At 70.8% G+C, this 16,308-nt stretch carries 15 protein-coding genes and 6 pseudogenes; 10 read left to right on the top strand and 11 right to left on the bottom strand.

What is annotated here, in order from left to right; translation table 11 throughout:
• Nucleotides 1-488: 488 nt before the first annotated feature.
• Nucleotides 489-923 carry an RHS repeat-associated core domain-containing protein gene (locus tag ACFQ9Z_RS15385; protein WP_383016652.1) on the bottom strand — a complete coding sequence of 145 codons (435 nt, stop codon included), beginning with the start codon at nucleotides 921-923 and terminating at the stop codon, nucleotides 489-491.
• Nucleotides 924-997: 74 nt separating this feature from the next.
• On the opposite strand from ACFQ9Z_RS15385, the gene ACFQ9Z_RS15380 reads away from it, so the two are divergent.
• Nucleotides 998-1,351, top strand: coding sequence for a hypothetical protein (locus ACFQ9Z_RS15380; protein WP_383016649.1), 354 nt, complete (start codon nucleotides 998-1,000; stop codon nucleotides 1,349-1,351).
• A gap of 167 nt (nucleotides 1,352-1,518) precedes the next feature.
• Here the strand turns inward: ACFQ9Z_RS15380 and ACFQ9Z_RS15375 are convergent.
• Nucleotides 1,519-2,070, bottom strand: a pseudogene (locus ACFQ9Z_RS15375) (PAS domain-containing protein); the annotation flags it as partial.
• A gap of 604 nt (nucleotides 2,071-2,674) precedes the next feature.
• Here ACFQ9Z_RS15375 and ACFQ9Z_RS15370 point away from each other — a divergent pair.
• Complete coding sequence (locus tag ACFQ9Z_RS15370; protein ID WP_383016646.1) at nucleotides 2,675-3,349, top strand: helix-turn-helix domain-containing protein; 675 nt, start codon at nucleotides 2,675-2,677, stop codon at nucleotides 3,347-3,349.
• A 141-nt stretch (nucleotides 3,350-3,490) separates the two neighbouring features.
• Nucleotides 3,491-3,952 carry a hypothetical protein gene (locus tag ACFQ9Z_RS15365; protein WP_143634572.1) on the top strand — a complete coding sequence of 154 codons (462 nt, stop codon included), beginning with the start codon at nucleotides 3,491-3,493 and terminating at the stop codon, nucleotides 3,950-3,952.
• Here ACFQ9Z_RS15365 and ACFQ9Z_RS15360 read toward each other — a convergent pair.
• Complete coding sequence (locus ACFQ9Z_RS15360) at nucleotides 3,931-4,839, bottom strand: alpha/beta fold hydrolase (protein ID WP_383016643.1); 909 nt, start codon at nucleotides 4,837-4,839, stop codon at nucleotides 3,931-3,933. The two genes, ACFQ9Z_RS15365 and ACFQ9Z_RS15360, sit on opposite strands and share 22 nt — an antisense overlap.
• A 341-nt stretch (nucleotides 4,840-5,180) precedes the next feature.
• Here ACFQ9Z_RS15360 and ACFQ9Z_RS15355 point away from each other — a divergent pair.
• Nucleotides 5,181-5,312, top strand: a pseudogene (locus ACFQ9Z_RS15355) (LysR family transcriptional regulator); the annotation flags it as partial.
• A 92-nt stretch (nucleotides 5,313-5,404) separates the two neighbouring features.
• Nucleotides 5,405-5,879, top strand: a pseudogene (locus tag ACFQ9Z_RS15350) (LuxR C-terminal-related transcriptional regulator); the annotation flags it as partial.
• Between the two features lie 233 nt (nucleotides 5,880-6,112).
• Here the strand turns inward: ACFQ9Z_RS15350 and ACFQ9Z_RS15345 are convergent.
• A complete protein-coding gene (locus ACFQ9Z_RS15345; RefSeq protein ID WP_143634452.1) occupies nucleotides 6,113-6,283 on the bottom strand; it encodes a DUF5670 family protein in 171 nt (56 codons plus the stop codon).
• A gap of 246 nt (nucleotides 6,284-6,529) precedes the next feature.
• On the opposite strand from ACFQ9Z_RS15345, the gene ACFQ9Z_RS15340 reads away from it, so the two are divergent.
• Nucleotides 6,530-6,703, top strand: a complete 174-nt coding sequence (locus ACFQ9Z_RS15340; RefSeq protein WP_383016640.1) for a CsbD family protein — start codon at nucleotides 6,530-6,532, stop codon at nucleotides 6,701-6,703.
• A gap of 165 nt (nucleotides 6,704-6,868) precedes the next feature.
• Here the strand turns inward: ACFQ9Z_RS15340 and ACFQ9Z_RS15335 are convergent.
• From ACFQ9Z_RS15335 to ACFQ9Z_RS15320, 4 genes and pseudogenes are all read right to left on the bottom strand, one after another.
• Nucleotides 6,869-7,021 (bottom strand): annotated as a pseudogene (locus tag ACFQ9Z_RS15335) (TetR family transcriptional regulator); the annotation flags it as partial.
• A pseudogene (locus tag ACFQ9Z_RS15330) lies at nucleotides 7,021-7,415 on the bottom strand (maltose acetyltransferase domain-containing protein); the annotation flags it as partial. The pseudogenes ACFQ9Z_RS15335 and ACFQ9Z_RS15330, both read right to left, overlap by 1 nt.
• 89 nt (nucleotides 7,416-7,504) lie before the next feature.
• Entirely contained in the window at nucleotides 7,505-8,134 is a 630-nt protein-coding gene (locus tag ACFQ9Z_RS15325; RefSeq protein ID WP_383016637.1) for a DedA family protein, read from the bottom strand.
• A 130-nt stretch (nucleotides 8,135-8,264) separates the two neighbouring features.
• Nucleotides 8,265-8,489, bottom strand: a pseudogene (locus ACFQ9Z_RS15320) (fic family toxin-antitoxin system, toxin component); the annotation flags it as partial.
• 187 nt (nucleotides 8,490-8,676) lie between these two features.
• On the opposite strand from ACFQ9Z_RS15320, the gene ACFQ9Z_RS15315 reads away from it, so the two are divergent.
• Together ACFQ9Z_RS15315 and ACFQ9Z_RS15310 are read left to right on the top strand one after the other, a co-directional pair.
• Nucleotides 8,677-9,108, top strand: coding sequence for a peptidoglycan-binding protein (locus tag ACFQ9Z_RS15315; protein ID WP_383016634.1), 432 nt, complete (start codon nucleotides 8,677-8,679; stop codon nucleotides 9,106-9,108).
• Nucleotides 9,109-9,730: 622 nt separating this feature from the next.
• Nucleotides 9,731-10,096, top strand: coding sequence for a gas vesicle structural protein GvpA (locus ACFQ9Z_RS15310; RefSeq protein ID WP_383016631.1), 366 nt, complete (start codon nucleotides 9,731-9,733; stop codon nucleotides 10,094-10,096).
• A 30-nt stretch (nucleotides 10,097-10,126) separates the two neighbouring features.
• Here ACFQ9Z_RS15310 and ACFQ9Z_RS15305 read toward each other — a convergent pair whose 3' ends face one another.
• Together ACFQ9Z_RS15305 and ACFQ9Z_RS15300 are read right to left on the bottom strand one after the other, a co-directional pair.
• Nucleotides 10,127-11,203 carry an enoyl-CoA hydratase/isomerase family protein gene (locus ACFQ9Z_RS15305; protein ID WP_383016629.1) on the bottom strand — a complete coding sequence of 359 codons (1,077 nt, stop codon included), beginning with the start codon at nucleotides 11,201-11,203 and terminating at the stop codon, nucleotides 10,127-10,129.
• 73 nt (nucleotides 11,204-11,276) lie between these two features.
• Nucleotides 11,277-11,441 carry a DUF6191 domain-containing protein gene (locus ACFQ9Z_RS15300; RefSeq protein WP_383016626.1) on the bottom strand — a complete coding sequence of 55 codons (165 nt, stop codon included), beginning with the start codon at nucleotides 11,439-11,441 and terminating at the stop codon, nucleotides 11,277-11,279.
• Nucleotides 11,442-12,007: 566 nt separating this feature from the next.
• Between ACFQ9Z_RS15300 and rph the strand changes: the two genes are divergently transcribed.
• Entirely contained in the window at nucleotides 12,008-14,605 is a 2,598-nt protein-coding gene (rph, locus tag ACFQ9Z_RS15295; protein WP_383016623.1) for a rifamycin-inactivating phosphotransferase, read from the top strand.
• A 50-nt stretch (nucleotides 14,606-14,655) separates the two neighbouring features.
• On the opposite strand, the gene ACFQ9Z_RS15290 is transcribed toward rph, so the two are convergent.
• Complete coding sequence (locus ACFQ9Z_RS15290; RefSeq protein WP_383016620.1) at nucleotides 14,656-15,732, bottom strand: fatty acid desaturase family protein; 1,077 nt, start codon at nucleotides 15,730-15,732, stop codon at nucleotides 14,656-14,658.
• Between the two features lie 219 nt (nucleotides 15,733-15,951).
• On the opposite strand from ACFQ9Z_RS15290, the gene ACFQ9Z_RS15285 reads away from it, so the two are divergent.
• Nucleotides 15,952-16,104 carry a hypothetical protein gene (locus tag ACFQ9Z_RS15285; protein ID WP_383016617.1) on the top strand — a complete coding sequence of 51 codons (153 nt, stop codon included), beginning with the start codon at nucleotides 15,952-15,954 and terminating at the stop codon, nucleotides 16,102-16,104.
• The last annotated feature ends 204 nt before the right edge of the window (nucleotides 16,105-16,308 follow it).

Genomic DNA, 16,308 nt, shown 5'->3' with positions numbered 1-16,308 from the left:
ATGATGGAAAATGCGACTAGGAACCATCCCTGATGGCTTACCCAACACCCCGAGCGCTATTCCGGAAATTGCAAGAACTACTGCAGCTATAGAGGCCATCTTGTAGAACATCTCACTGCGCGTCCGCTGTTCCATGGATGGACCTACACGTGACATGAGTCATTCTCCTTCGAGATAGGGGCGGGCAGCCGTGGCGCTGCCCGTCTATCAGTGATCAGTACTAGCCGCCAACGAGGTTTGAGACTCCCGTGCTAGCTCCCCAGGCTGCGGCGTAGCAGATTGGTTGCGCAGTCTCTGACGCTCCCAGGGTGGGAACGGCGCCTACTCCCAGTACAGCTTCGCACCCGAGACCGGCTGCGGCTCCGGCAGCAAGACCGGCGTCTCCCAAGAGCCCTGTTGTGTCACCGGTGTAGAGGTGATAGCCGGCTTGAATGACGTCGCCTACAGGACCCAGCCAGTCCACGGCCGAAAGACCGGAAGGGTCGACGTTATTGATGGGGGTCGCCGGCGGCGTACAGGTACGCGTTGGTTTCCTGGCCGCTGGGGTCGGTCTGTGTGAAACGGGCGGTGGAGGGGTCGTAGTAGCGGGCGCCCATCAGGTAGTAGTAGGTCTTCCCGCCGGTCGTCATGCCGATGAGCGTGCCCGCGGGATCGCGGATGAATCCGGTCTTCCCGCCGCTGCCGCTGGTGGTGGTGGAGATGCCGAGGGGGCCTTCGTCGGTGGTGGTGTCGGCGGTCAGGCGGGCGGAGGAGTCGGTGCCGGCGTAGGTGTAATGGTGGGTGGTTGCGCCGGTGGTCAGGGCGGTGAGCTGATTGAAGTCGTTGTAGGTCTCGCCGGTTCGGGCGTTGGATTCGCCCGACGCGCCACTAGGGCTACCACCTGCGCGAAGGGAACGATTCGCCTTCCCCGCTCCGAGGGACAAAGCGCCTACCGCACCTCTTGTGAGGGCATCGCTGGCACTGACCGCACAAGCACCGGCAGAAAGAGACCCCCACTGTGTCAGTCCGCTCCCTCACCTCGGCCCTGGGCGCCGCCTGCAGCGCCTTCGCCCTGCTGCTCGCCGTACCTGGTTCAGCCTCAGCGGCAACCGGCCAGTTCCGCTACACCTACACCACCGCCGAGGGATACGAGGCCGTCGGCTTCCTGAACAACCCCACCAGCGGCACCTGCATCAACCTCACCGCACCCGGTTCCACCCCCGGAACCGCCTCACGGGCTCCCCAAAACCGCACGGACGCCACCGCCACCGTCTTCCTCAACGCCGACTGCGAAGGCGACACCTACTACACACTCCACCCCGGCGCAGGCGCCTCCGACCGCCTGCTCCCGCGCTCCGTCGTCTTCTCCTGAAAACGCGCACCCCGGGGCCATCGCACAGGGCGGGAAGCGCTGCGGCATCGGACGCAGCCCTTCATCAACGCCCCGCACGCCACCGCGGCGGCCACGGCCGCCGCGGTACGGCAGATCCCGGGTGAGGTGGGCCGACCTCGGTCCGCCGGAACCACGGTGGCTGGGACTCCTGCCGGGAGCATGGCGCGCTGGAGGGCGAGGGCGACCTCGCGTTCGCGGGCGTGAGCGCGGCGCAGGCGTTCGTTGACCTGGTGCAGTTGCCGCATCCGGCTGAAGAGCTCTGCCTCGAACTGCTGGGCGCCGTCCGGCTGGCCGGTGGCGCGCAGGACTTCGGTGACGTCCTCGACGCGGTGGATGATCAGGGCGATGTGGCCGTCGGGCGCGAAGACGGGCGCGTTGACCGGGCTCCAGTAGCGCTCCTCTCAGCGGCCGGGGTGCGCGGTGGATTCCACGTCGTAGCGTTGCAGCGCCATGGTGTCGATCTCGCGGTTGGCCAGGACGGCGCGCAGGGACAGCTCCAGATTGCGGGCGCCGGAGGCCGCGGGGTCGGCCGGGTTGGCGGGGAAGGCATCGAAGACGTAGCGGCCCACCACCTGCTCCTGCCTCCGGCCGGCCTGCCGCAGAAACGCGGTGTTGGCGTCGGCGACCACCAGGTCGGGTGTCACCAGCGCGACCGCGCCGGGCAGCGCCTGGAAGACCGCCGCGTAGTCGATACCCATTGGTGCAGCGTATGAATGCACGGAGGGATATAGGGCTTTGCCACCTTTGGAAGCGCGTACGGGGTCTGTGACCGTCTCCAGAGCCCATGTGGAACGGCTTGAGGACGGGACCGAGGTGAAGCTGGGCGTGTTTCTGTCGAACACCAAGACCAGGCGGGCGAAGCTGGACCCCGAGCAGCTGCAGGCGGGCTGGACTGGGCGCAGCAGACACTGCCCCAGCCTCGCTTCATCCGCCGTCCACGGGCGCGGCAGATCCTCATCGCCGGGTGTCCGAGTGGTGCCGCCGTCAGGCGCTGCCGGGTTCCGGCCGAAGGCCCCGACCCCGCCCGGCACCGTCCGCACAACCGACCAGTCGGGCGTGGGCGGGATCCTTTGCTGCTCTTGACCTTGCCCCAAAGGCAAGCCCCAGCGGCCTGGGCGTCGTTCTCAGCAGTCACGGGAGCGGTGGCGCGGAAGCAGCCTTCGAGCATCCCAGGTGTGTGCGGGGCGACACGCCGGAATGGTTTCGCCCGGCACAGCGGTCCGGGGAACATGGTCCCGGACGTTGAGGGCCGCGCCGTTGTGGGGGGACGCGACCGGGACACGCCATCGGGGGGGGGATGCCATGGACACAGCCGTACGCACACGAACGGCGGACAGAGGACGCGGAGTCCTGGAGGGGGCGTTCGCGCTGCTGGAAGCCCTGCGGCAGCGCGGCGACGAGGCAGGGGTGACCGAACTGGCGGTCGCTTGCGGAGTGCCCAAGAGCACGGCTCACCGACTGCTGGAGCAGTTGGTGACCCTGGGGGCCGTGGAGCGCCGTGGCGCGCGCTACCGGCTGGGCGCACAGCTCTACCGGCTCGGCCAGGCATGGCAGCCGCACCCGGGACTGCGCATGGCGGGACGCCTGCCGCTGCACCGGCTGAGAGCCGCCACCGGAGGCAGTGCGGTGCTGGCGGTGATGCACGAGGAACGGGCTCTGACAGTCTGCTCGGTGCCTGGCCGGACGGAGCCACTCGTGCCGGTCCGCAACGGCGAGGCGTTCTCGCTGGACACGGCGCTGGGCAAAGCGCTGCGAGGCCCGGTGCGCAGCGGCGCCGTCCTGGACCGGGAGGATGTGGTGGCCGGGGTCTGCTGCGCCGCGCTGCCGGTGCGGCTCGCGGCGGGGGCCGTGGTGGGGGCGGTGGCTGTGATGGTCGAGGCCGGCCAGCGGCTGGAGGTGATGGCGGACCGGGTCGCCGAAGCAGCCGCCGCCGTCACCCGAGCACTGGGCCGGTCCGGGATCGAGGTACGTCCGTGAGGGCGTCCGGCCGCGTTCCGCTCAGTGGGACGCGCGTAGATGCGAGGCGGTGACGGCGGGCAGGGTGGATGCGTGCCGGGGGACGGCACGGGCCTCGCAGGACAACGCCGGGCCACCACACCGTTCAAGGGGGAACCAACCATGCGTGGAATCGCTCGAGTGGCCACGGCCGCTCTGCTCTCGCTGGGCAGCGTCGCCGGATTCGCCGCGGCGGCCCAGGCCGAGCCGATCGACTACGTCCGCATCGAACTGCTGGAGCTGACCTGTCACCAGCAGAGCGAGGGCGATCACGACGAGGCCTACCTGAAGGTCACCGACGCCAACGGAAACGCCGTCAAGGTGTGGCCAGGGAGCCTCAAGTACCAGACGATGGGCCCGGGTTACGTCCGGTCGATGACCGATGGCAACGGCAACGCGGCCCTCGTCCTCGGCAAGCAGCAGGCGCGCACCATGACGCTGTGGGACTACGACACGACGAGCGGCGACGACAAGCTGGGTGCGACGCTGGTGACGGGCAGTGAGGCGGGCGCCGAGATCCAGTACCGCTCGCTCGAGGGGTCCGGTGGCGTCTACACCATCGCCTACCGCGTCATCGACATCTGACGGTCCGGCGCCCTCGCGTCGACGGCCTGCCGGGCGGGTGTCGCCGCGCGTTCGGCGGAGCCGATGTCGTCCGCGCCCTTGCTCGGCGGACGGCCGTCATTGTGGTCGATCAGCGCGGTGAGGGCCTTGGCGAGCGGCGTCCAGCCGTCCGTGCCCAGGTCGAGATGGTCGCTGATGGCGTACGCGAGGTCGTCGGCGTCGATTTTCCTTCCGGCGCCGGCCGGGGCGGGCTTCTTCTCCAGGCGGTCGGCCAGACGCGCCATGCGCCGCGCTGCCTCCTCGGGCCCGTCGCCGGTCGGGCAGTGGCGGATACGGGCTGCGCAGTGCGCGGCGAACCGGTCGAACGCCGCCTGGACCGCCTTGACCTGCGACACCTGTTCCTCATCGAGGTCCTCGGTCGGATCGACGGGCGCTTCGAGGACGAGCCGTCCGACGTGCGCCGGGTACAGGTGGGCGTAGACCGCGCCGAGCGCCGTTCCGTACGAGACGCCGAAGTAGTGCAGCCGCTCGTCGCCGAGGAGGTAGCGCATCAGGTCGAGGTCGCGCGCGGTGTGCGAGGTGCCGATGTACGGGAGGAGCGTCCCGGAGTGCTTGGCGCAGGCGTCGGCCCCGTCGTAGCCGGTGTCGTCCGCGGACTTCCCACAGCGCACGGGAATGGTCGCACCGACGCCGCGCGGGTCGAAGGAGACCAGGTCGTAGCGGTCGAGGAGCGGTTCGTACTGGCTGAGGCGTTCGGGCAGTCCGCTCACCCCGGACACGCCGGGGCCGCCGAAGTTGAGGACGAGCGAGCCTGTGCGCCGGGCGTTCGATCCGGTGGCCTTGCGGCGGATCAGGGCGACGTCGATCGTCCTGCCGTCCGGTTTCCGGTAGTCGAGAGGGGCCTTCATGGTGGCGCAGTCGTAGCCCGTGCGCGCGGTGGGGGGCGAGGTGCAGCGGGACCAGTGGAGGTGCTGGCCGGTGGTGAGCGCGGTGGGCAGACCGGTGGGCGGGTTGTGCGCGGTGAACTCCGTACGCGGCTACGTACTCCGGCCGGAGACGTCGTACTGGAGCCAGGCGCCGACGGCACGTGCGACGCGTCCTTCGTCTGGTTACCGCTGCCCGACCCGGACCGCTACCGGTGGGTGGTGGTCGCCGAGGAACCCCGCCTGGTCGCCCTGCCCGACGCCCACCGCTCGCCGGCCAGGAGGTCGTCGACTTCCCCGACCTGCTGGGCGAGCCGTTCCTGGCGATGCCCGACAGTGCCGGGCCGCTGCGGGACTACTGGCTCGCCACCGACGCCCGCGGCGGAAGACCGGCACTGATCGGCGCGGAGGTGGCAAGCAGCGAGGAGACGTACGAGGCGCTGGTGGCGGGCCTCGGCGTGGTGCTGCTGGCGGCCGGGAACGCCCCGCTGGTCACTCTCGGCGGAGTCGTCACCCGTAATCCCGTGCGGGGCCCCGCGGCAGGACGAGGGGCCTGCGCGCGGCCATGCGCCTGCGCGAGACCCGCCCCGCGCTCCCCGTTCTGGTCCTCAGCCAGTACGTGCAACGGGCCTACGCCGCCGAACTGCTGGACTCCGGCGAGGGATCGGGCGTCGGCCACCTCCTCAAGGACCGGGTCGGCCACAAAGGACCGGGTCGGCCACATCGAGGAGTTCACTGCGGCGCTGCGCAAGGTGGCGGAGGGCGCGACCGTGGTCGACCCCGAGGGGGTACGCCAGTTGCTGCGGCGCCGCCGGGATCCGCTGGAGCAGCAGACCCCGCGCGAGCGCCAGGTGCCGGCGCTGATCGCCGAGGGCAGGTCCAACAAGGCGATCGCCGGTGAACTGGTGGTCTCCGAGGCCGCGGTCGGCGAGCACATCGGCAACATCCTCACCAGGCTGGACCTGACGGTGACGGACACGACCCACCGCAGGGTCCTGGCCGTCCTGACCTATCTGCAGGCCTGACCCGGCCGAGGCGGCGCACCGGCCCCGCAGGGATAGGAGGCGCAGGGTTCCACTGCTGCCACTGCGGGGCCGGTGCATGGGACATGTACCCCCTGAAGCGCCCGATACGCCCGATCCCTCCCCGCAGCCCCGGCGCGTTGCGGCCCGCGCACGGCGTGGGGCCCGGCCGTTCCCGGCCGGGCCCCACGTTCATCCGCGCTGCCGACAGCGCTCCTCGATCCGAGGGACTGCGTCTACCAGCGGTACCAGCGGCCCTTGCGCCCCGAACCGTCCGCGGACCGGACGACGAAGCCCAGCAGCCAGACGACCAGCACGATCACCGCGATCCACCACAGCGCCTTCAGGGCGAAGCCCGCGCCGAAGAGGATCAGAGCCAGCAGAAGAACCAGAAGCAGGGGAACCATTGTTATCAACCTCCTGGCCACCGGATGCCCTTATCCCGCCCCTACAAGCCCACAAAACGTAAGTTACTTTCACCGGATGCAGGGCATGCGCACGCCTCGCACAATTCCCCCTGTCCACCGTCCGACACTCGGTGGACCCGAATGGACGATCACCCGACGCGATTCTCTGGCCATAGGTTTGCCCGCGCCGTACGGGGCCATGCGCACAGCCAGAACCGCACGCCGGAACCGAGGAGGGTGGGCAGCATGACCGCCAGTGAGAAGGCACGGGCCAAGGCCGAGCGGGCCGTCGGCAAGGCCGCCCAGGCAGTCGGACGAGCCACCGGTAACGAGAAGCTGGTCGCCAAGGGCCACGCGGCCGAGGCCGCGGGCAACGCCCGCGAGGCCAAGGACTCGCTCAAGGACACCGGCCGGCCCTGACCGGCCTGAGATACCCGCGAGTGGGGGTGGTCCCGGAATCCGGGACCACCCCCACTCGTACGTCCCCACTCGTACGTCCCCACTCGTAGGTGCCGCCCGTGCCCGGCGAATGGCGCCGGCGGGTGAGCCCGTGCGGCGCCGGTCAGGTGGGTGCCACGCGGACGGTCAGCGGGCGCGCTCCCCGCGTGTGGCGATGCGGTCGATCGCTTCGAGCGTCAGCGCGTGGTCGTGCGGCTGACGCGAGAGTACGCGGTGCAGGGTCAGCCCCTCGATGAGCGCGTCGAGTTGCCGGGCGGTGCCGGCGTCGAAGTGCCATTGTCCCGCCGTGGCCGCGGCTCCAGCGGGTGGGTCGGAGTCAGCAGCTGGACGCCCGGGCCGATCTGGCAGTCCTCGCCGATCGTGATGGCCGCGACGTCCAGCGCCGTGAGGTTGTAGTTGACGAAGGTGCGCGCCCCGACGCTGATGTTGCTGCCGTAGTCGACGTGGACCGGCGGCCGCAGATGGGCTGCTCGCCCAGGAATCCGAGCAGTTCGCGCAGCAGCGCCTGCGCGGCGTCGGCGTCCTCCGCGTAGGCGGCCTGGTAGCGGGCGGCCAGGCGCACGGCCCGCTGCCGGCGATGAGCGATCTCGGGATCGTCGGCGATGTGGAGATCGCCCGCTTCCATGCGTTCCAGGTTCGTGCGCGGGTCCTGCGCGAAGTAGTCCGTCGGCATGCGCGTCTCAGTATGCACTCGAATGTACGAACTGTACGAACGTACACTCCTCGTCGGGACGGCACCGGCGTTCCGCGTACCGCGAGGGGTCAGTCCGCCGTCCGGCGGCGACGGCGCACCACGGCGCGGACGACGAACGCGACGACCAGCACGCCCAGGGCGATGAGGACGTAGGTCGAGTAGCGGTTGACCTCGGTGTAGATGGTCGTGATGTGGTCGCCGGCGTAGTACCCGACGCCCGCCCACAGACCGACCCACAGCAGGGCCCCGAGCGTGTTGAAGGCGACGAACCGGGGCCAGGGCATCTCGGCGGCGCCCGCGATGATGCCGTTGAGCTGGCGCAGCCCCTCGATGAACCGTGCGACGGTGACGACCTTCCCGCCGTGGCGGGTGAAGAACTTCTCGGCCTTCTCGTACCGTTCGGGCGGCAGGAAGACGTACTTGCCGTAGCGCTGCACCAGGGCGTGCCCTCCGGTGCGGCCGATGAGGTAGCCGACGTTGTCGCCGAGGACGGCGGCGAAGACGCCGATGGCGATGACGGCGAAGATGTTGAGCTGCCCGGCCCCCGCGTACACCGCGGCGGCGATGAGGATCGTCTCGCCAGGCGCGGGCACGCCGAAGTCCTCCACGAAGATCACGCCGCCCACGGCCCAGTAGCCCCAGTGGTCGAGGATCGGTGCGATGTCACCGAGAACCCCGGGCAACGGTGGTGAACTCATGCGGATCGCGTCCCTTCCGCGGAAATGGCGAGGCAGGTCGTCGTGCGTCTGGTACCGGGGCCGTGGCGGGGCGGTCGTGTTCAGCCTATTGCGGCGCCGCGGTGCCGTGGGGGAGGCGCGGGGAGGGGCGGGCCTGCGCGACGGCCGGATTGATTCGCTCCAGCCAGCGGTAGCGGGCCAGGGTGTGCACCAGGGCGGCGGCCGCGGCGTAAGGGCCGTCGTGAACGGGCCGCCCGAACGGCTCGGCCCGGTGACGGGCGGCCACCGGGACGGGTACGCCGTAGTCGTCGGGTGCCGGATCATGCGCCCCGGCGGGCTCGGCTACCTGCAGGATGTACTCGGCTACCTGCAGGATGTAAAAGCGGGGCGCTCGTACGTCACCGCCCGTTCCTGCCACGCACCAAGGTCCGCAGGGGTCGTTGAGGAAACCGTGCCACGAGTGACCGTATAACCGCCACGCGCCCCGCCACTCCCCCAGATGCAGCCCACGACCTGCAAGCGCAGCATGAAAGAAAGGGCACGCACCTTCTACGGAGGGGGTGATGAGGATGCGACGCGGGTACACCGTCGCCGCGGCCCTTACTTTCTCAGTCGCCCTGACAGTAGGTCCAGCCGCCGGGGCCTCTCACGACACGGGACCTGCCGTGTCCGGCACAGTCGTTCACGCAGAGAAGCCGTGGGGTGCGACAGTTCGCAAGGACGGCCCCGGACCGGACGACGTCTGCAACTACACCAAGAAACGACCGAACCTCCAACGTGGGTCCTCTGGGCCGGCAGTCCAGCAAGTGCAGTGCTACCTGAATAACGCTATTGGCGCCAACCTGGGCGAGGACGGCCAGTTCGGTAGCGACACCCAGACCGCGACCAGGGACTTCCAGCGATGCGCCGAGATCCCCCCTGACGGGCGCGTCGGAGCTCAGACATGGTCCTTCCTGTCCTTCTGGGCCAACAGCGCAGGCGCGCCCTTCTGTTGACCCCGCCTGAGACCAAAGGGGCATGACCGTTCGTCCAGGCCACCCACCTGACCCGCAGTCGTCGTTCTTCAACGTGAACGCCCCCGTGCCCGAAGTCAGCGCGGATCATGTCGTCAACGCATGGTGCGGCAAAGCCGAATGGGCGGTGACGGTGCAGGGGCCGGTCCGGCTGGCGATGGCAACGGCGAGGTACGGAAGCCCCTGGCCGAGGAGCTTCGCCAGCGGCGGACTGACAGACGACTCCGGGGCATTCGAAGCACCGGACGATCAGCCGTGCCGGCTGTCGCGAGCGCTGTACAACAGTCGGCCACATGCCAGGAGCCCATTGCCCTCGTCCGTCCTCGCGCACCGTGTGTGCGGGACCCGTCACAGGGGGCCAGGTGGGCCTGGACGAGGGTGGCCGGCAGGTCATCTTGGTCGGTTCGAGGGTGTCAGGCTTGGAACCGGCCCGTCGGACTGCCGGCTGCCTGCCGTCACGGCGAGCGGACTCGTACTGGTGTTTCGCCGCAGGTGGTGGGGGCAGTCGCAGATTGAGGTCCGGGCCGCGCTGCCGGCCGACGACAGACGAGCCCGACAGGCTCCGCGGACAAGGCCGAAACCAGACGATGAGGGGTTGGTCGCAATGACCGTGGCGACACAGCAGGGCGGCGGGGGCGGTTCCAGCGGCCTGTACGACGTTCTGGAACTCATTCTCGACCGCGGGCTGGTGATCGACGCGTTCGTGCGGGTCTCCCTCGTCGGCATCGAGATACTCAAGATCGACATACGGATCGTGGTCGCGAGCGTCGACACCTACCTCCGCTTCGCCGAGGCGTGCAACCGGCTCGACCTGGAATCGGGGCCGCGCAAGCCGGCCGGACTCACGGAGCTGAAGGGAAAGCTCACGGAGTCCGGCGCACAGGGCATGACCAAGGGCGCCCTCTCCGGCGCCGCCGAGACCATTTCCGACGCCTTCAAGCAGGCGCGCGCCGAGGGCCGGGAGCGCTAGCGCGGCCCGGCCGGCCGGGCCGGGGCCGGCTCACCGCGCCGTGCGCGCCGTGGCGGCAGGCCCGGCGAGTCCGAGTTCGTGCTCGCCGAGCGGGGCGAAGAAGCGTTCGACGTCGGCGTCGCCCACCTCGGACAGGGCACCCGGCGACCAGCGCGGATCACGGTCCTTGTCGACGACCTGGGCGCGGATGCCCTCCACCAGGTCGGCGGTGCTCAGTGCCGCGCAGGAGACGCGGTACTCCTGGTCGAGGACCCGTTCCAGCGGGCCCAGGCGCCGGGCGCGGCGCAGGGCGGCCAGCGTGACCTTGAGCGCGGTGGGCGACCTGGCGAGCAGGGTCTCGGCGGCTTCCTTGGCGGCCGGGTCCCCGTGCGCCAGCAACCGCTCGACGATCTCCTCCACCGTGCCGGCGGCGTAGCAGGAGTCGATCCACTCCCGCCGGCCGGCCAGCTCGCCCTCGTGCGCGGGCCGCGCGTGGCGGCTGACCGCCTCCCCTGCGGGCATGCCGGCGAGGTCGTCGAGGAACCGGGGCAGCTCTCCGCTCGGAACGCAGTGGTCGGCGAGACCGCAGTGCAGGGCGTCGCCCGCACCGATGACGGCGCCGGTCAGCGCGAGGTGGGTGCCCAGCTCGCCCGGCGCCCGGCCGAGCAGATAGGTGCCGCCGACATCAGGGACGAAGCCGATCCCGGTCTCCGGCATCGCGACCCGCGAGCGTTCGGTGACGACGCGGACGCTGCCGTGCGCGGAAAGCCCGACCCCGCCGCCCATGACGATGCCGTCCATGACCGCCACGTAGGGCTTGCCGTAGCGGGCGATCAGGGCGTTGAGGCGGTACTCGTCGCGCCAGAACGCGGCCGAGGCGGCGCCGTCGCCGTCCCGGGCGTCGTCGTGGACGGCGCGTATGTCGCCGCCCGCGCACAGCCCGCGCTCCCCCGCGCCGGTGACGACCACGGTCTCCACGGCCGGGTCGCGCTCCCAGCGCCTGAGCGCCTCGTCGATGCGGCGGACCATGTCGTGGTTGAGGGCGTTGATGGCCCCCGGCCGGTTGAGGACGATGTGGGCGGCCCGGCCGGTGGTGCGGAACAGGACGGGTTCGTCGGCGCCGGTCATCCGGGCACTTCCGTCCGGCCGCGGGCCGCGATGACGTGCATGATCTCTTCGGATCCTTCCAGTGGTCGGAACATCACGGAGTCCTCCGGCCGGGCATCCGGACCAGCGCGGTGCCGCCTTCCGGGCCCACCGTCGTCCTGTTCGACGGCGCCCCGTCGTCCTCGTCGCCCGGCAGGACCGGAGCCGACCGCCGCTCCTTCAGCTCGTTCCGCCTGCCCGGCGGGAAGACGAGTGCCATACGGCCATTGTGGACGCAACGGCGCCGGGCCGGACGGCAGGGTGCCGTTGCACATGGGTCCCCCGGAAATCATCCGCGGCATGCCCGTTCGTCATCCGAGTGACGACCCTGACGGACCCGAAGAACGGCGAACGGAGCGGAACGATGAAGTACCTGATGCCGGTGTGCGTGCTTGAACCCGAACCACACCCCACGACAGGACGACGGCGCGCCCGATGTCGATGACCGGGTCCACGAGATGGACGGCAGGGGGATCCGGCTGATGGGCGGCAGCCGCAGCCGGCCGGCCGATGACGCCACCACGGTTCGTGTCCGCGACACGCTCGTCTCCCGGACACGCGGCCCGGTGCGGCGCTCGGCGCTCGGCGCTCGGCAAAAGACGAAGGCAAGGAGTCGTCTCTCCTTGCCTCTCTCAACTTATAGCGCACTGGGGGGCTTGCGGCAAGGCCCCGGGGCTGGCGCACAATCGTCGGCCGAGCCCACCACCTGCGGAAACGGGACGCGACGTATGTGTCGTGGCCGATGCACGGGGGTGAGGCGACGTCAAGGCCGTAGCGGGAGAGGCGATGACCGAGCAGTACGTGCTGGATCTTCAAGAGGTCGACGAGGGGCAGGCCGGCGCGGTCGGCGGCAAGGCCGCGAACCTGGGCGGACTGTCGCGCATCACGGGCCTCCGCGTGCCGGCCGGCTTCTGTGTGACGACGGACGCCTTCCGGCGCGTCATGGCGGAGACGCCGGACGTCGAGGCCCACCTCGAACGGCTGTCGCGCCTGGACCCGGACGACCGGGAGGGGATCCGGACGCTCAGCGCGCGGATCCGCCGGGCCGTCGAGGAGGTCACCGTCCCCGGCGATCTCGCGGCGGAGATCACCCGGGCGCTCGTGCGTCACGGCGAGCAGGCCGCCTACGCCGTCCGCTCCAGCGCGACGGCGGAGGACCTGCCGACGGCCTCCTTCGCCGGCCAGCAGGACACCTACCTGAACGTCGTGGGACCCGCGGCGGTCCTTCGGCACGTCAGCCGGTGCTGGGCCTCGCTGTTCACCGAACGGGCCGTCGGCTACCGCCGCCGCAACGGCATCGACGACCGTGCGGTGCACATGGCCGTGGTGGTGCAGCGCATGGTCTTCCCGCAGGCGTCCGGCGTCCTGTTCACCGCCGACCCGGTGTCGGGCGACCGGAAGGTCGCCACCGTGGACGCCGGTTTCGGGCTCGGCGAGGCGCTGGTCTCCGGCCTGGTGAACCCGGACGTCTTCAGGGTGCGGGACGGCGAGGTCGTCGCCGAGGCGATCTCCGCCAAGCGGCGCGCCGTTGAAGCCCTGCCGGGTGGCGGTACGCGGTTCGTGGTGGTCGACCCGCGGCGGCAGCAGCGGCCGGCGCTGACGCATGCTCAGGTCCTCCGGCTCGTGCGGCTCGGGCGGCGGATCGAGGCGCACTTCGGGCGACCGCAGGACATCGAATGGTGCCTGGACGACGATGACTTCCAGATCGTGCAGAGCCGGCCGATCACCACGCTGTTCCCCGTCCCGGAGACAGCTGACCGGGAGAATCACGTGTACCTCTCCGTCGGTCACCAGCAGATGATGACCGACCCCATGAAGCCGCTGGGACTGTCCATGTGGCAGCTCACGGCCATGGTGGAGATGCCGGTGGCCGGCGGGAGGCTGTTCGTCGACGCCACCCGGCGTCTGGCCTCGCCCGCGGGCCGCGCCGCCCTTCTGGACACCGTGGGCAGGTCCGATCCGCTGACCAGGGACGCGCTGGAGACGCTGCTGGCCCGCGACGGCTTCGTCCCCTCGCTCCCGGACCCGGGTCCCGGCAGGACGCCGGCCGGCGCCGCCCCCGCCCCGGTCGACACCGATCCGGCCGTCGTCACCAAGCTGATCGAGCGCAGCGAGGAGTCCGTCGCCGCCCTGCGGCGCGGCATCGAGGGGAAGAGCGGGCCGGCGCTGTTCGACTTCCTGCTGGAGGCCTTCGAGGAGCACAAGCGGATCCTCGGTGATCCGCTGAACATCCAGGCGATCATGGCCGGGATGGAGGCCACGTGGTGGCTGAACGACAAGCTGTACGAGTGGCTCGCCGAGAGGAACGCGGCCGACACGCTCACGCTGTCGGCTCCCGGCAACGTCACTTCGGAGATGGGCCTGGCGCTGCTCGACGTGGCGGACGCCATCCGCCCGCACGCGGAGGTGGTCGCCTACCTGCGCGGCGTCGGCGACGAGAACTTCCTGGAGGAGCTGCCGCGGCTCCCGGGCGGAACCGAGGCACGCGACGCCATCGAGGGCTACCTCGACCGGTACGGCATGCGCTGCGTCGGCGAGATCGACATCACGAGGCCGCGCTGGCGCGAGCGCCCCTCCGCACTGGTGCCCGTGATCCTGGACAACGTCAGGAACTTCGAGCCGGGTGCCGCGGCACGGCGCTTCGAGCAGGGGCGTCTGGAGGCGCGGAAGAAGGAGCAGGAGGTGCTGTCCCGCCTGCGGGACCTGCCGGACGGGGAGCGGAAGGCCGACGAGACCAAACGGATGATCGACCGGGTGCGGACCTTCATCGGGTACCGGGAGTACCCGAAGTACGGCATCGTCAGCCGCTACTTCGTCTACAAACAGGCCTTGCTGGAGGAGGCCGGACGCCTGGTGCGGGCCGGTGTGCTGCGCGAGCGGGAGGACGTCTTCCACCTCACGTTCCAGGAGTTCCAGGACGTCGTGCGCTCGAACCGGGCGGATCACCGGCTCATCCAGCGGCGCAAGGAGGAGTTCCGGTCGTACCTGGCACTGACGCCGCCCCGGGTGCTGACGTCGGACGGCGAGTGCCTCAACGGGGCCTACCACCGCGACGACGCGCCGGCCGGTGCCCTGATCGGCCTGCCGGTGTCCGCCGGGACCGTGGAGGGCAGGGCCCGCGTCGTCCTCGACATCGCCGACGCCGATCTCGAAGCGGGTGACATCCTGGTCACGGCCTACACGGACCCCAGTTTCTCGCCCCTGTTCGTCGGCATCGCGGGCTTGGTGACCGAGGTGGGCGGCCTGATGACGCATGGCGCGGTGATCGCCCGGGAGTACGGCCTGCCCGCCGTGGTGGGTGTGGAGCGGGCCACCCGGCTGATCAGGGACGGGCAGCGGATCCGTGTGCACGGGGCCGGCGGTTACGTCGAGATCCTTTCCTGACCGGCCCGCGGGGCCGCGGCCGGTCAGGACGCCTGCCGCGGTGGCGAGGGTCAGTGTGCTGCCCGCTGCCGCCTGATCGGCTCTCCCACCCGGTGCAGGTGGGTCAGGGCCTCGCGGTAGGAGCGGATCAGGCCGGTCTCGTGGTAGGGCACGCCGATCTCCGCGCAGTACTCCCGGACGACGGTCTGGGCGCGGCGCAGGTGGGGCGTGGGCATGCTCGGGAACAGGTGGTGCTCGATCTGGTAGTTGAGGCCGCCGAGCAGCACGTCGGTGAACGGGCCGCCGCGCACGTTGCGGGAGGTGAGGACCTGGCGCCGCAGGAAGTCGGGCCGTTCGTCACCGGTGAAGGTGGGCCTGCCCTTGTGGTTCGGGGCGAAGGTGCAGCCGAGGTAGACGCCGAACAGGCACTGGTTCAGCGCCAGGAACGCCACCGCCTTGCCCGGCGGGAGGACCAGGAACAGGGCGGACAGCACGCCCGCGATGTGCAGCAGGAGCAGGGCGGCCTCAAGGGCTCGCTCCCTCATGTACGGCGAGCGCAGCGCCCGCAGGCTCGCGACGTGCAGGTTGAAGCCCTCGAGGGTCAGCAGCGGGAAGAAGAGCAGGGCCTGGTGGCCACCGATCAGACGGGCCACGCCACGGCTGGCGCGCGCCTGTCCGGTGGACCAGACCAGGATGTCGGGTGCGACGTCGGGGTCGAGGTCCTCGTGGTTGGGGTTGGCGTGGTGGCGGGTGTGCTTGTTCATCCACCAGCCGTAGCTCATGCCCACGCCCAGGTTCCCGAACAGCCTGCCCATGGTCTCGCTGGGCCAGCGCCGCCGGAAGACCTGCCGGTGTGCCAGGTCGTGTGCGAGCAGGGCCACCTGCCCGAACACGAAGGCCAGGAAGGCGGCGACGGCCAGCTGCCACCAGGTGTCGCCCAGGGCGAGGAAACACCCCCAGCCGGCCGCGTACGAGGCTGTCACCAGGCCGATGCGTGCGGCGTAGTAGCCGGGGCGGCGACGCATCAGGCCGGCGGCGGCTATCCGCTGGGAGAGCCGTGCGAAGTCGCTGCCGCCGCCGGCACCGGTCCGCTCCGGGGCGGCGGGGTGGGACCGGGACGTCAGGGAGACAGCGGGAGAAGTCGTCATGTCCGGAAGTCTCCTGGCGGCGGTACGGCCCCAAGAAGCCTGCCAGCCACCCTCCGCGCGCAAGGTGTCCCCCCTGTGCGACCGGGGGCTGTCCCCCGTGCGACGGTCTGCCGGGCTGCTCGCGCCGGCCCTCGCCGAGCGGTACTGGACGGCCGGGCGCCGGGTAGCCGTAACCGCACGGGGCCGCCGAGGACGAGGCCCCCTGGCGAAGGGAGTGACATGTCGGGAGTTCTCCAACGGCTCAAGCAGTTCGCGAGGAGCCCGCAGGGTCAGCGCACGATCGAGCAGGTACGGCGCACCGCGGCCGATCCGCGGCGCCGGGCACAGGCCCAGCGGCTCCTCGGCAAGCTGCGCGACCGCCGGTCGGCTTGAACGCAGCGGATCGCCGGCACCGTCCGGGACACGCTCTGCCCTCTCCGCCTCATGACACGCCCCAGGGCTGTTCCCGTGACCCGGGCCTCCGGGTCACGGGGTGCGCCCGGCCGCGGTCGCCGCGTGCCGGTTCCCGCGTGATCCCCGCTCCCGTCAGCACGGCGGTGGCGTGCAGCGCGACGGCGACCGCGACGTTCTCCGAAC

The organism is Streptomyces sp. NPDC056580 (assembly GCF_042793175.1).
GTDB lineage: Bacteria > Actinomycetota > Actinomycetes > Streptomycetales > Streptomycetaceae > Streptomyces.
Note: the sequence above shows the minus strand (reverse complement) of the source record. Positions and strands in the feature narration are given on the sequence as shown.